Origin of the sequence: Martelella sp. NC20 (genome assembly GCF_013459645.1) — a bacterium.
GTDB lineage: Bacteria > Pseudomonadota > Alphaproteobacteria > Rhizobiales > Rhizobiaceae > Martelella.
On the sequence record NZ_CP054861.1, the window covers coordinates 4,872,221 to 4,886,350 of the forward strand.

14 protein-coding genes and 1 tRNA gene are annotated in these 14,130 nt (G+C 62.5%); 5 read left to right on the forward strand and 10 right to left on the reverse strand.

All coding sequences use genetic code 11. From position 1 onward, the window contains the following. Positions 1-4: 4 nt before the first annotated feature. The 7 genes from rplK to HQ843_RS23360 all read right to left on the reverse strand — a co-directional run bounded on the left by rplK (position 5) and on the right by HQ843_RS23360 (position 8,022). On the reverse strand, positions 5-433 hold the full coding sequence (gene rplK / locus HQ843_RS23330) for a 50S ribosomal protein L11 (protein WP_180900958.1): 429 nt from the start codon (positions 431-433) through the stop codon (positions 5-7). A 145-nt stretch (positions 434-578) separates the two neighbouring features. Beyond that, complete coding sequence (nusG, locus tag HQ843_RS23335; RefSeq protein ID WP_180900957.1) at positions 579-1,109, reverse strand: transcription termination/antitermination protein NusG; 531 nt, start codon at positions 1,107-1,109, stop codon at positions 579-581. Positions 1,110-1,126: 17 nt separating this feature from the next. Then, positions 1,127-1,327 (reverse strand): preprotein translocase subunit SecE, encoded by a 201-nt coding sequence (gene secE, locus HQ843_RS23340; RefSeq protein ID WP_026173618.1) that lies wholly within the window; start codon positions 1,325-1,327, stop codon positions 1,127-1,129. A gap of 168 nt (positions 1,328-1,495) precedes the next feature. Further along, positions 1,496-1,571: transfer RNA gene (locus tag HQ843_RS23345), tRNA-Trp, on the reverse strand. Between the two features lie 325 nt (positions 1,572-1,896). Then, positions 1,897-4,410 (reverse strand): GcvT family protein, encoded by a 2,514-nt coding sequence (locus HQ843_RS23350; RefSeq protein WP_180900956.1) that lies wholly within the window; start codon positions 4,408-4,410, stop codon positions 1,897-1,899. Positions 4,411-4,715: 305 nt separating this feature from the next. Continuing rightward, complete coding sequence (locus HQ843_RS23355; RefSeq protein WP_180900955.1) at positions 4,716-7,349, reverse strand: mechanosensitive ion channel domain-containing protein; 2,634 nt, start codon at positions 7,347-7,349, stop codon at positions 4,716-4,718. Between the two features lie 91 nt (positions 7,350-7,440). Then, positions 7,441-8,022 (reverse strand): DUF924 family protein, encoded by a 582-nt coding sequence (locus tag HQ843_RS23360; protein ID WP_180900954.1) that lies wholly within the window; start codon positions 8,020-8,022, stop codon positions 7,441-7,443. A gap of 100 nt (positions 8,023-8,122) precedes the next feature. Between HQ843_RS23360 and HQ843_RS23365 the strand changes: the two genes are divergently transcribed. Further along, the gene (locus HQ843_RS23365) at positions 8,123-9,199 is read left to right on the forward strand and encodes an AI-2E family transporter (RefSeq protein ID WP_180900953.1); all 1,077 of its coding nucleotides are present in this window, start codon (positions 8,123-8,125) and stop codon (positions 9,197-9,199) included. Between the two features lie 4 nt (positions 9,200-9,203). On the opposite strand, the gene HQ843_RS23370 is transcribed toward HQ843_RS23365, so the two are convergent. After that, the gene (locus tag HQ843_RS23370) at positions 9,204-9,575 is read right to left on the reverse strand and encodes a gamma-butyrobetaine hydroxylase-like domain-containing protein (RefSeq protein ID WP_371824606.1); all 372 of its coding nucleotides are present in this window, start codon (positions 9,573-9,575) and stop codon (positions 9,204-9,206) included. Between the two features lie 184 nt (positions 9,576-9,759). Here HQ843_RS23370 and moaA point away from each other — a divergent pair, with 184 nt between their 5' ends. From moaA to HQ843_RS23390, 4 genes are all read left to right on the forward strand, one after another. Beyond that, on the forward strand, positions 9,760-10,776 hold the full coding sequence (gene moaA, locus HQ843_RS23375) for a GTP 3',8-cyclase MoaA (protein WP_180902060.1): 1,017 nt from the start codon (positions 9,760-9,762) through the stop codon (positions 10,774-10,776). Positions 10,777-10,857: 81 nt separating this feature from the next. Further along, complete coding sequence (locus HQ843_RS23380) at positions 10,858-11,814, forward strand: DMT family transporter (protein ID WP_180900951.1); 957 nt, start codon at positions 10,858-10,860, stop codon at positions 11,812-11,814. Then, entirely contained in the window at positions 11,811-12,416 is a 606-nt protein-coding gene (gene mobA, locus HQ843_RS23385; protein ID WP_180900950.1) for a molybdenum cofactor guanylyltransferase MobA, read from the forward strand. Before HQ843_RS23380 ends, mobA begins: the two co-directional genes overlap by 4 nt. Before the next feature lie 66 nt (positions 12,417-12,482). Next, a complete protein-coding gene (locus tag HQ843_RS23390) occupies positions 12,483-13,304 on the forward strand; it encodes a class I SAM-dependent DNA methyltransferase (RefSeq protein WP_180900949.1) in 822 nt (273 codons plus the stop codon). Here HQ843_RS23390 and yidD read toward each other — a convergent pair. Further along, entirely contained in the window at positions 13,292-13,624 is a 333-nt protein-coding gene (yidD, locus tag HQ843_RS23395) for a membrane protein insertion efficiency factor YidD (protein ID WP_180900948.1), read from the reverse strand. The two genes, HQ843_RS23390 and yidD, sit on opposite strands and share 13 nt — an antisense overlap. Further along, positions 13,617-14,075 (reverse strand): iron-sulfur cluster assembly scaffold protein, encoded by a 459-nt coding sequence (locus HQ843_RS23400; RefSeq protein WP_180900947.1) that lies wholly within the window; start codon positions 14,073-14,075, stop codon positions 13,617-13,619. The genes yidD and HQ843_RS23400 overlap by 8 nt, the downstream gene beginning before the upstream one ends. Between the last annotated feature and the right edge of the window lie 55 nt (positions 14,076-14,130).

The window sequence follows — 14,130 nt, forward strand, 5'->3', positions numbered from 1 at the left end:
GCAATCAACCCGTCACTTCCAGGCCCATGGCGCGGGCGGAACCCTCGACCATGCGCATTGCGCCTTCGATATCGGCGGCGTTCAGATCGCTCATCTTGGCTTCCGCGATCTTGCGGACCTGATCAGCGCTGATCGAGCCGGCCGATGCCCTGCCCGGAGTCTTCGAACCGGACTTGATCTTCGCTTCCTTCTTCAGGAAGTAGGAGACCGGCGGCTGCTTCATCGCGAAGGTGAACGACTTGTCCTGGAAATAGGTGATGATGACCGGGATCGGCATACCCTTTTCCATTTCCTGCGAGGCGGCGTTGAACGCCTTGCAGAATTCCATGATATTGATGCCACGCTGACCAAGTGCGGGACCGATCGGCGGGGACGGATTTGCCGAACCTGCCGGGACCTGCAGCTTGAGCTGGCCTGCAACTTTCTTAGCCATTACTCTGCCTTTCACGTTGTGGACCGGAATTCCGGCCCGACTGCCGGTCTGTCACCGGCGGCTGCGGTTGCGTGGTGCGAACGTCCAGGCGCCGGCTAAGCGCCCTGTTCTCCCACGCGCAATACCCCCGCGAGGGGGTAAAACTTCAAACTTTCTCGACCTGCGCGTATTCCAGCTCGACCGGAGTGGCGCGACCGAAGATCGAGACCTCGACCTTCAGGCGGGCGCGCTCCTCGTCGACATCCTGCACCACACCGTTGAACGATGCGAACGGACCATCGGATACCCGAACCTGCTCGCCGATCTCGAAAAGCACGGTGGCCTTCGGACGCTCGACGCCCTCCTGCACCTGACCGAGAATGTGCTCGGCCTCGGAGTCCGGAATCGGAACAGGCTTCTGATCGCTGCCGAGGAACCCCGTCACGCGGGGCGTATTCTTGATCAGGTGAAACACCTCATCATTGAGCTCGGCCCTCACCAGCACATAGCCGGGAAAGAATTTGCGCTCCGAATCGACCTTGCGGCCGCGACGCACCTCGACGACCTTTTCGGTCGGAACGAGAATACGGTCGAAATACTGATCAAGCCCCTTCTGGCGGGCCTTTTCCTCGATCGCCTCTGCCACCTTCTTTTCGAAGTTGGAATAGGCATGAACGATATACCAACGCATAGCCATCTGTTTCCCCTTCCCGATCAGGCGCCGAGATTGAGGATGAAATTCATCAACAAGCTCATCAACTGGTCTGCTGCAAAAAAGAAAAACGCCGCGATCACGACCATCACGATAACCATGAGGGTCGAAATCACAGTTTCGCGCCGGGAAGGCCAAACGACTTTGGCCGTCTCAGCGCGCACTTGCTGCAGAAACGTGAATGGATTGGTTTTAGATGCCATAAACTGCCCACGCCTTTACGGCACGTAAAGCGGAAGATCCAGCTCCACGCGCCGCGAGTCTGTTTTTCACTACATATCATCGTTTTTCGTTGACACAAGAGAAAAACGAAATTTTGTTTTCACATTCACGCGAGCCGGCCGCTGATTTGCGATACCGGTCCGGCGTGTTGGCAGGGGCAGTAGGGCTCGAACCTACGACCTGCGGTTTTGGAGACCGCCGCTCTACCAACTGAGCTATACCCCTTCATCCTCCGCCGGCGACGAGCGTTTCCGCGCGCCGACATCAGACATTGCGCTCATTTACGGTGATGGCCGATGCTTTGCAAGAGGGTTTTTGACGATTGCCGGGGAAGATTGCGCAATGCGCCCCGTTGCCCGACTGGAAAGCGACATGGCCCGTCGCCTGCCCTCCCCTGTGCCGTCATCCCGGCCTTGAGCCGGGATCCAGAGCCACGCGACGGGCAGCCGTCTTAAGCTGATGGCGCGCGAAAGCCAACACCTTTGCCTTACCGCCCTGGATGCCGGCTCAAGGCCGGCATGACGGAAGATGAAGCGTGGGAGCTTTCGTTTCACGCCCTCAACGCAGCATTGTCCGGGTCGAACGGGCTCTCCTCGACCACGGTCGCGTCATAGAGGTCGCCCAGGATCCTGATCCTCAGCTTCGTTCCCGGCGCTGCGTAGTCCGGCTTCAGCATCGCCAGCGCGATCGATTTGCCGATCCGCCAGCCGAAACCGCCCTGGGTGGCGCGGCCGGCGAGGTTGCCGTCGCCGTCATAGATCGCCTCGGAACCGCGGGCATCGACATCGGTGACGCCCTCGACGATCAGCGTCGAGAACACCGAGCCGAGACCGGCCTCCTTCTTCGAAAGCAATGCCTGCTTGCCGATGAAATCCTTTTTCGGCTTGATGAAGCGGTCGAGGCCCGATTCGTAGGCAGTGTATTCGATCGACATTTCCCGCTGCATGGCCCGGTAGGATTTTTCGAGCGCCATCGCGCCCATCGCCCGGATGCCGAACGGCTTGATATCGAACTCGGCGCCCGCCTCCATAAGCTTGTCGAATATATAGGTCTGCATCGCGATCGGGTGATGCAGTTCCCAGCCGAGTTCGCCGACGAAATTGACGCGCAGCGCATGGCAGCCCGCAGCCCCGATCGAGACCGGCTGCCCGGTGAGCCAGCCGAAATCCTCGTTTTCGAGCGAGGTGCGCGTCAGCTTCTTCAGGAGATCGCGCGATTTCGGGCCGGCGACCACCAGCACGCCCATTTCCATGGTCAGCGGCCGGAGTGTGACCGAGCCATCGGTTGGCGCGAGTTTCGTCAACAGGTCATGGTCGTGGCTTTCGAGCCCCGCCCCCGAAACCAGATAGAAACGATCCGGCGCCCATTCGTAAAGCGTGAACTCCGCCCTCACCCCGCCTTCCTGGCCGAGCAGGTGGCAGAGCGCGATCCGGCCGCGCTTCTTTGGAATGGCGTTGGCGAAGATGCTGTCGAGAAAGGCGCGGGCGCCGACGCCGGAGACTTCCATCTTGGCAAACGGCGTCATGTCCAGCACGCCGACCTTCTCATGGACGTGCTTCACCTCATTGCCGACATGCTCGAAATAGTTGGATCGGCGGAACGACCATTTTTCGACGATCCGGCCATCTTCAAGCGGCGGGGCGTGATTGTGGCTGGTCAGCACATCGGCGCCGACACCGAGTTCGCTCTCATCCAGCGCATAGCCTTGCGGCGCGTACCAGTTCGCCCGCTCCCAGCCATAGACCGAGCCGAACACGCCGCCAAGCGCCTTCAGCCTGGAATAGACCGGCGCGGTTTTCAGCGGACGGGCGGCGGAGCGCTCCTCGTCGGGATAATGCATGGTGAAGACATTGGCATAGGCCTCCTCGTTCTTGGCGATCAGGTAGCCTTCGGTCGCATAGGGCCCGAAGCGGCGCGGATCGACGCCGGCGAGATCGACGGTGGGCTCGCCGTCGACGATCCATTCGGCAAGCTGCCAGCCGGCGCCGCCGGCGGCGGTGATGCCGAAGGAATGGCCCTCGTTCAGCCAGAAATTCTTCAGCCCCGGCGCGGGCCCGACGATCGGGTTGCCGTCCGGCGTATAGGCGATCGCGCCGTTATAGACCTTCTTGATGCCGACTTCCGCGAAGGCCGGAACGCGCGCCATCGCGGTCTCGATATGCGGCATCAGCCGGTCGAGTTCTTCCTGGAACAGCTCGTATTCGCTGTCGTCGGAGGGACCGTCGACATAACAGACCGGCGCGCCGGTCTCGTAGGGCCCGAGGATCAGCCCGCCCGCCTCCTCGCGCATGTACCAGGCGCTGTCGGATTCGCGCAGGACACCCATTTCGGGCAGGCCCTTTCTCTTGCGTTCCAGAATGGCCGGATGCGGTTCGGTGACGATATACTGATGCTCGACCGGGATCACGGGAATATCAAGCCCGACCATCGCGCCGGTCCTGCGGGCGAAATTGCCGGTGCAGGAAATGACGTGATCAGCGGTAAATGCCTCCTTGTCGGTCTCGACATGCCAGGAGCCGTCCGGGTTCTGGTGGATCGCCGTCACCGTGGTATTGCGCATGATCCGCGCACCGCGGTCGCGCGCGCCCTTCGCGAAGGCCTGCGTCAGGTCGGCCGGCTGAATGTAGCCGTCATCGGGGTGCTGGATCGCGCCCAGGATGCCGTCGGTCTCGCATAGCGGCCAGACCTCCTTGACCTCCTCCGGGGTCAGGAATTTCACATCGACGCCGATGGTCTCGGCGATGCCGGAATAATAGAGATATTCGTCCATCCGGTCCCTGGTCATCGCCAGGCGGATGTTGGAGACCTTTGAAAAACCGACATTCAGCCCGGTCTCTTCTTCGAGCGCGGAATAGAGATTGACCGAATATTTGTGCAACTGGCCGACGGAATAGCTCATGTTGAACAGCGGCAGCAGGCCGGCGGCATGCCATGTCGAGCCGGAGGTCAGCTCCTTGCGCTCGATCAGAACCGCGTCCGACCAGCCCTTTTTCGCCAGATGATAAAGCGTCGATACGCCGACGACTCCGCCGCCGATCACCAGTGCCCGAGTTTTCGTTGTCATCCGTTCCGCCTCTGAGGATAGCGTGTGTGCCCGCCTTGGGCGCGTCAGTCTGATGACAAGGCCCCAACCCCTTCATGCGTCATGCTCGGGCTTGACCCGAGCATCCAGGCGGCACGGAGAACGCTGCCTGGACCCTCGGGTCAAGCCCGAGGGTGACCCCAGCTAGGGGGAAGTCTGTCCGCAAACTGACTCGCTTGTCGACGGGCCGTTCTACGCCCGACTATGCAACGCCCATCGCCACACCAACAGCCCGTTTGCGACATGCATTCCTGTGGCCGCGACGCGTTGAAAACCGGCCGCGCCGGTCAGCGCTCGCCGCCGTCGTCATTGCCGGCGTCGGGATGATCATGCGACGAGGCTGGCGCAGTCTCCGCCGGCGCGGCGGCCGTCTTGCGCATCTGCTTGCGGATCGAGTTCGCCAGTTCGTCGTGCCGTTCCTTCTGGGGAATGATGTGCAGATCGCGCTGGGGATAGGGAATGGTGATGCCCTCGTCGCGGAACCGCTCGAAGATCGCAACCCGGATATCGTTGCGCACCGAAATCCCGTTGAAGACATCGGCGAGATAGACGCGCAGCTCGAAATCGAGGGTCGATTCGCCGAAGCCCACGAAGATCACCATCGGTTCCGGGTTCTGCAGCACAAGCGGATGCGACGTTCCGATCCCCATCAGAATATTCATCACGGTGCGCGGATCGCTGTCATAGGAAACGCCGATGGCCACCTCCGAGCGCCCCATCTGGTTGTGATGCATCCAGTTGCCGACGGAGGCGTTGATCAGTTCCGAGTTCGGCACGATGATCGACTGGCGCTGGAAGGTCTCGATCTCGGTCGCGCGCACCGAGATGCGCTTGACGAAGCCCTCGGTGGTGCCGGACACAATCCAGTCACCCACCTTGAACGGCCGCTCCGCCAGCAGGATGAGGCCTGAGACGAAATTCGACACGATCGTCTGCAGCCCGAAGCCGATGCCGATCGACAGCGCCGAGGCCACAAGCGCGAGGCTCGACAGGTTGACGCCGGCGGCCGAAATCGCAAGCAGGCCGGCAAGCACGATGCCGAGATAGCTGATACCGGTCTTGACCGAGTTTCGCACACCGGCGTCGGCCCTAGAGCGCAGCAGCACATTGTTGTCGAACCAGCCCTGGAACCAGCGGGTACCGAGATAGCCCCCGACGAACAGCAGCACGCCGATCAGGATGCCGCCAAGCGAGATCGTGATCGATCCGACGGTCACCGAGGTCAGATGCTTTCCGGCCCAGAGCTTGATCTCCTCCCAGCGCACACCCCACGATATCAGGATCATCGGGATACCGATCAGAAACGTCGCCGCATAGGTCACCAACCCGAGAACAAGCGAGATCTGGTCGCTGCGCACGCCCGAAACGCCGAAGCGCTTGACGACGTGCTTGCCGTATCCGGTTCTTGCGAAACTGCCGGGCTGCGACACCGCCTGTCCAAGCAGGATGCCGATATACATTGTGATCAGCACCCCGCCCGTCAGCACCACCTGATTTGCGGCAAACCGGGACAGCGCGACATAGCCGATCAGCGCCGTCACCACGATGAACACGCCCACGAGCCGGGTCATCACGGCGATGGCGGAAGGAAACAGGATCTTGATCGAGCGCGTCTGCGCCTGAGCCCCGCCAAGCGGAGCGCGGGGCCGGATGAATGAAACCGCGATCAGTATGACCCCGATCAGCACCGAGGTGATGAGGCTTCGCGCGACTTCGAGGCGCAGATCGGCATCGAGCGTGTCGTTCAATACGCCGAGCAGGATATCCGCCCAGTTGATCGCGGCGAGCATGGTGAAGGCCAGCGTCAGGTTGCGGGCCGCCGGGTTGCTGATCGGCACCAGCCGCCATTGCGGCCGCCCCGGCGTCAGCACGTTGCGCGACAGCAGGTACACGAAGATGACGATCGCGGCCGAGACATAAGCCGCGCGCACGAAACGCTCGACATCCGGCAGGAAGATGCTCAGGCCGACAAACAGAACATAGGAAACGGCGAGAAAGGCAAGAAGCGCAAGACTCGGGATCGCCGTGGTCCAGAAACTCGCCAGAAGCCGCGCGACGTAATCGGGCTCCTGCTCCTGCAGGTCGAGCTTGGAGCGCTCCAGAACCCGGCTTGAGATGCGGTAGGAAAACACCGCCGCCAGCAGGGACAGGAAAAGCGCTGCCAGGAACTGAAGCCGCTTGGCATTCCAGATATAATTCAGCCAGCCGCCGTAGGAGACTTTGAAAGCGGTGATCTCGCCCCGCACCAGACGGCTGAAATCGGAGGAAAAAAGCTGCACCAGATCGGTATGGGCAAACAGCGCCTCCGTGAATTGTACGCGCCTCAGGCGACTGATATCGGCGGAGGCCTTCTCGGCCGAAACGCTCAGTTTCTGCGCCTGCTCGGAGAGCGCGTTGATTTCCGATCGCTGGGCCAGGAGCTTGTTGCGCTCCTCGGTCGTCACCCCCGGCTCGGGGGTCTCGCCAGGACCGGGCGCGGTGCCGAGTTCGAGGAGTTGCGCGCGCACATCTGTCAGCCGTTCCGAGATCGAGCTCAGGATTTTGGCAAGTCCGGTCTGAACCTGGTCCACCTCGGTCTGCAGCCTCACCAACGTATCGGTGCCCGGTGAAGCCTCGGCAATTGTCGCGGTGACGGTTGCAAGCGACTGCGAGAACCCGTCAAGCTGATCCTTCATGTCCTGAAAGAACGGATCGAGCGCCGGTTGCTCTGTTTCCGCCGGGCCGGCCGCCTGCGGCTGACCGGGTTCGCCTGTGGCCGGCGCGGCGGAAGCATCGTTGGCAGCCTGCGGGCTTGCGGCCGGGGCGGCCGTTTCGAATGCCTGCTGGGCGTGGACGTCCATGACCGGCAGCGCGAAGACAAGCGCCAGCGCCAGACATAAAATGTTGAAAACCCCTGCCCTCGCGCCGCCTCGCCAAATCAAACCGCCGGCCCTTCCTTCTGTCCTGCACGGGAGCTCTTGAGGAGCAGCGCGTCATTTTGATGGCAGCAGCGGCTGCCAAGGCCGTCTTTCGTCACTTCTGACCCCAGCCGGTATTTTCATCGCTCGAAAGATAGCGCCGCTCGTCGGGGGTCGAACGGCGCTTCAGGATCGCGTTGCGGTGCGGAAAGCGGCCGAACCGGGCGATCACGTCCCGGTGGCTTTCGGCGAAGCGGGTATATTCCTCGTTGCCGAGCGCCTTGAAAAGCTCGACGGAGCGTTTCTGGTCCTTCAGCTTTTCGGAATGCTCGAACGGCATATAGAAGAAGGCGCGCCGGTCCTCCGGCACCGCGGCATCGGCGCCGCTGGCCACCGCGAATTTGGCTTCCCTCAGCGCCAGCCGGTCGGTGGCAAAGGCCATCGGCGTCGCGCGGTAGATATTGCGGGGGAACTGATCGAGCACGATCACGGCGGCAAGCTGCGCCTCGGGGCTCGCGCGCCACGCGCCGTCGACCTTTTGCGCCAGAGCCTTGTGAGTGGAGAAGAAGCGATAGAGGATAGCGCGGTCGAGCGCTGCCACATCGTCGGGCTGGAACCAGTCCTTCGGCGTCAGTTCCTCAAACCAGAATGCAAGCACCTGTTCGGGAACCGCCGCCTCACTGATGAATTCGCTCATGTCGCCTCTCCTCGGCTGTTGCAGTTCTGCTTGCGCATGACAGAGGGGGACGATACATTTTCATGCAGTTCCGCTCAAGCAAGACATTTGCGAGACATATATGCCTGAACCAGCCGGATCGCGGCGCGGCGTCACCGTCGTCACATCATTGATCTTCGTGATCCTGTTGTTGCTGGCGATCCGGGGGGCGGGGACATTTCTCAAGCCGGTGGCGCTGGCGCTGTTCATCATCGCCGTCACCTGGCCGATCAAGAATGCGCTGCAGAAATTCATGCCGTCGCTGGCGGCGCTGACGATCACCGTCATTTCCACGATCGTCGTGTTCGTGATCTTCGCCACGCTGGTGATCTGGGGATTCACCCGGGTCGCGACGTCGTTCATCGAGGCGGCGTGGCAGCTCCAGGCCGCCTATCAGGACGCCGTCGCGTGGTTCGATGGAAAAGGGATCGCGGTCGCAAGCTCGCTGTCCGACGTCTTCAATGTCGGGCTCGTGGTGCGCACCATCAGGCAGATCACCGGGCAGGCCAGCACGACGCTGAGCTTCTGGCTGGTGGTGCTGGCCTATGTCGTGCTCGGCCTGACGGAAGTCGACAAGCTGCGCAGCAAGATCGAGGCGATCAACCAGCCAGGCGTTGCCGCCACGACCGTGCGGATTGCCAACGAGACGGCGCGCAAATTCGGCCGTTACATGCTGGTCAGAACCGCAATGAGCGCGATCACGGGGCTGCTGTTCTGGGGCGCTGCAACCGTCACGGGGCTCGATTATCCGGTCGAGTGGGGGGTGATGGCGTTTGCGCTCAACTACATCCCGTTCATCGGCTCGGTAATCGCCACCGTGTTTCCCTCGCTCTACGGCGTCATCCAGTTCGAGCACTGGGAAACGGCGCTGATGCTGTTTGTCTCGCTCAACCTGATCCAGTTCATCATCGGCAATTACGTCGAGCCGATGGTATCGGGATCGACGCTTTCGATCTCGCCCTTCCTCGTCGTGTTCTCGATCTTCTTCTGGACCTTCATGTGGGGCCTGTTCGGGACTTTTCTGGGCGTACCGATCGCGATCGCGCTTTTGACGGTGTGCGAAAACATTCCGTCGCTCAACTGGGTCGCCGACATTCTCGGCGGCAAAACCAGATCGAAAAAGGCGCAGGCGCTTCGCATCAGCCCGCCGCGGGCCTGACCGGTCAGCGCGGACGCTCGGCCCTGTCGCGGGTCATGCCTTTTGCGGCAAGCTCGGCTTCGTAGCCGGCAAACATCCGCTCGCCATCCTCGCCGAGTTCGCGCAGATAGGTCCAGGTATAGATGCCGCTGTCGTGCATGTCGTCGAAGCCGATGCGGATCGCGTAGTTACCGGCGGCCGCGACGGTCATGATCCCGACATTGCGCTTGCCGGGCACCGTCACCGCCTGGCCGGGCCCATGGCCCTTGACCTCGGCCGAGGGCGACAACACCCGCAACATCTCGGCCGGCAGCGCGAAACGGGCGCCGTCGTCGAACGTCACGGTCAGACATTTACGGTCCTTCGAGACCCTGATTTCGGTCGGTATCGATGTCAAAATCGGCTCCATTCGCTATGAAAACGCCCTTTGTTTTCCGGGCGTCCGAACGGAAAACCGGTGTCCGCTTTTCCTGGACGCACTCCAGATCACAGAGCTTTGTTTGACATCTGACTTGACGCTTGCCAACCCAAAGAACATTTTCACGTCAAGGAGATTTTGCGTGAACCGGCATTTCAGCGAGATGACAGGCGAAAAACCCGCCCCGATGATCGACCCCTTCGGGCGGGCGATCACCTATCTGCGCGTCTCGGTGACCGACCGCTGCGATTTCCGCTGTACCTATTGCATGGCGGAAAACATGACGTTTCTGCCGAAGCGCGATCTGCTGACGCTGGAAGAACTCGAACGCCTCTGCAACGCCTTCATCGACAAGGGCGTGCGCAAGCTGCGGCTCACCGGCGGCGAACCGCTGATGCGCAAGAACGTGATGCATCTGATCGAGGGGCTCGGCCGCCGCGTTGCGGACGGCGCGCTCGACGAATTGACGCTGACGACCAACGGTTCGCAGCTTTCGCGCTATGCCGACGATCTCCATGCCGCCGGCGTGCGCCGCATCAACGTCTCGCTCGACACGCTCGACCCCGACAAGTTCCGCGAGATCACCCGCTGGGGCGATTTCCACAAGGTGATGGCCGGGCTGGAAGCCGCGCGCAAGGCCGGACTGAAGGTCAAGCTCAATGCGGTGGCGCTCGCCGGTTTCAACGAGGCCGAAATCCCCGACCTGCTGCGCTTCGCCCATGGCGAAGGCATGGACCTGACCCTGATCGAGGCGATGCCGCTCGGCGAGGTCGAGACCGACCGCTCCGCCCAATATCTGCCGCTGTCCAAGGTCCGCCGCGATCTCGAGGACCGCTTCACGCTCACCGACATCCCGCTCGATACCGGCGGACCGGCGCGGTTCGTCAGGGTTGCGGAGACCGGCGGCAAGCTCGGCTTCATAACCCCGCTCAGCCACAATTTCTGCGCAAGCTGCAACCGGGTGCGCCTCACCTGCACCGGCATGCTCTATATGTGTCTCGGCCAGGACGACAGCGCCGATTTCCGCGCCGTGCTACGCGAAAACCCGGATGATGACGAAGCGCTTCATCGCGCCATCGACAATGCTATTGCCCGCAAGCCGAAAGAGCATAATTTCGAACTCGACGAAAAAACCTCCCGCGTCGCGGTCGCCCGTCACATGAGCATGACCGGCGGCTGAAAATATAGTGCGCCGAAGCCCGCTATCCCTTCCCCCGCCATCGGTTCGGCGATATGAACCGATTGATCAAAAAACGGGCGAATGATGCGTATTTCCTCAAATCTATCCGGCGCGCTCTTCATGATCGCGGGCATGGCCAGTTTCTCGGTCAACGACGCAATTGTAAAAGGGCTGACCGAGGAAATCGGCGTTGGCCAGATCATGTTCTTCCGCGGCCTGATCGTCGTGGTGATCGCGCTCATCGTCGCATGGCGGGCGGGCGCGTTCGTCCATATGCGGGCCGCGCTCGAGCCGCGGGTTCTGATCCGCAGCCTCTGCGAACTCGTCGCGGCCATTGCCTATCTCGAAGCGCTGAAGGCGATGCCGCTTGCCAATGCGGCGGCCATCCTGCAATGCCTGCCGCTGGCTGTGACGCTCGGCGCGGCGCTGTTCATGGGCGAACCTGTCGGCTGGCGACGCTGGAGCGCAATCATCGCGGGCTTCATCGGCGTGATGATCATCATCAAGCCGGGTCCCGCAGGCTTCGAGGACGGCGCGACCTATGTCGTGATCGCGATGCTGTTCGCCACCGCCCGCGACCTGCTCACCAAGGCGATCCGCACCGAAGTGCCGGCAATCGTGATCACATTGTCAACCTCGGCCATGCTGACCATCGGCGGGGCGGGGCTCGGCACCATCGAACAGGACTGGGACCTGATGCGCTGGCCGATCGTCGGCCTGCTGGTCTTGGCGGCGGGCTTTCTGCTGGTCGGTTACCAGTTCATCGTGTTTGCCGTGCGCAAGGCCGATATCTCCTATGTCGCGCCGTTCCGCTATACCGGGCTGTTGTGGTCGACGATCCTCGGCATGATCATGTTTTCGACCTATCCGGGGGCCAATGTGCTGATCGGCGGGGCGATCGTCGTCGGCGCCGGCCTCTATTCCTTCTACCGCGAGCGCCAGAAGGGCATCGAGCCGCTGAGCGAGACCACCCAGCCCGGCGGTCCGCAGGGCGGCGGATTGCTGGCGCGCGCCGAAGAGGAGACCTTTCGCGATTGACGGGACCTGACCACATCCCGGCCGTCATTCTCGCCGGCGGCGCCTCGCAACGCATGGGCACAGACAAGGCCATGCTCGCCTTCGGCGACGGCACCCTGCTCTCCCATGCGCTTGCCCGCATTGGCGCTCAGAGCGGAGAGGTCGTTGTCAGCCGCCATGACGGGGCGATGGCGGAGTTCGGTGGCGCTCCTGTCATCGCCGATGGCGGCGGGGACCATCACGGTCCGCTCTCCGGCATTCTCGCGGCGCTACGCCATTTCGAGGGCAGCGCCGCCTCCCATATCGCCTCGATCGCTGTCGACACGCCGTTTTTCCCGGCGGATTTCGTCGGCCGGCTGCAGGCTGCGGCGCCGCGCTCCCGCGAGATCATTGCCGCGCGCTCGAACGGCCGCGTCCATCCCGTCTTCGCCCTCTGGCCGGTCCTGCTTGCCGATGACCTTGCGGACTGGCTTGCGGACGGCAACAGAAGGCTGATGGCCTTCGTGGAACGCCATCCGCACCGATACGTGGATTTCGACGTCGTCGGGGCCAGCGATCCGTTCTTCAACGTCAACACGCCGGAAGATCTGGAAGAAGCCCGCAAGCGGCTCGGTTCGTTTTAACATCCCCTGTTGCGCCATGCCGCCGGCCACCATAGAGCGTGGGCTGAAAGAGATGAGGCTGAGCCGATGGCAAAGAAGATCGACGAGAAGAAACTGGCAAAGGCCTATAACCGGGCGCTGGCGCTGGAGAAGGAAGGCAAGCTTGCCGAGGCTGCGGAAGCCTATCGCGAGGCGCTCGCCATCGACCCCGATGATCATGGCGGCGCCGAGGTTCGCCTTGCCGCCGTGGGCTTCGGCGAGACCCCGCTGAAGGCGCCCGGCGCCTATGTCGAAACCCTGTTCGACCAGCATGCGGAGGATTTCGAGGATATTCTGGTCGAGCAGCTCGGCTATTGCGTGCCGATGACGATCCGCCAGCGCTTTCAGGCGCTCTCGCTCGGCCCGTTCCGGCGGATGCTGGATCTCGGCTGCGGCACGGGCCTTGGCGCGGATGCGCTCAACGATATGGCGGACGACATCACCGGCCTCGACATTTCCGAGAACATGGTCGAGATCGCCTATGACAAGGGGCTCTACGAAACCCTGTTCGTCGCCGAGGTCGAGGAATTCCTCGACGACAACGACGAGACCCCGTTCGATCTGGTGATCGCCGCCGATGTTCTGCCCTATCTCGGCACGCTCGACGCGCTGTTTCGGGGCGCCGCCGCCAACATGGAAAACGGCGGCATCTTCGCGTTTTCCGCCGAAACCCTGCCGGAGGAGCGGCTGAAGGGCGCGGGCTATGCCGTTGGCCCGCATCACCGCTTCGGCCACAGTCTGGCCTATATCGAGGCCGGGCTCAAAGACGCCGGCTTCGCGGTGGTCGAGGTTGCCGATATCAATGTCCGCATGGAAAACGGCGCGCCGACGCCCGGCTATCTGGTGATTGCCCGCCTTCAGGAGCCGTGACGGCGGCCCGCCCGGTAGAACCGCCAGGGCGTGTACCAGTGCCAGTCCGGCGGAAGTTCTTCTGGCACCGGATCGAAGCCGGACGTGCCGCCCGGTCCGCAGCGCCCGACCCGGAACAGCGTGAGAAACCCGCCCGACCACAGCCCGTGGCGGGCAATCGCCTCGTAGCCATATTCCGAACATGTCGGCAGATGCCGGCAGGACTGGCCGATCAGGCTGGAAAATGTGAGCTGGTAGAACCGGATCAGGCCGAGACCGAGAAGTCTGCCCGGCGTTTTCGGAAACCTTCCGCCGTAGTTGCGCGAATGCCCGTTACACATCGCGCCCGACGGCCTCGGCCAGCGCTGGCCCCTGTTCCAGTGCATCCAGCGCCTTGACGGTGGCCTCGAAGGTCAGCATCACCGAACCGTGGCGGGCCGGATAATCCCTCACCGGCAGCAGGCAGCGCATTTCGGCAAAGCGTCCATCCGGCCCCTCGCCGCCCTCCTTCAGCATGGCGCGCATCTTCTCGCGGGCATCGCGGATTTCCGCCGGCGTTGCGCCGATGACCGTCTCGGCCATGATCGCGGAAGACGCCTGGCCGAGCGCGCAGGCCTTGAGCTCGTGGGAAAAATCGCTGACACGGCCATCCTCAAGGTCGAGATAGACCGTCAGTTTCGAGCCGCACAGCCGCGAATGTGCGGAAGCCGAGGCATCGGCCCCCTCCAGCACGCCAAGCCGGGTCACATTGCCGGCATGCTTCAATATTATCGCGGAATAGATATCGTCCATCAATCGTCCTGCGCCGCGTATGGTTCAATCCGGAAGATGGGTTTTCGGCGCTGCC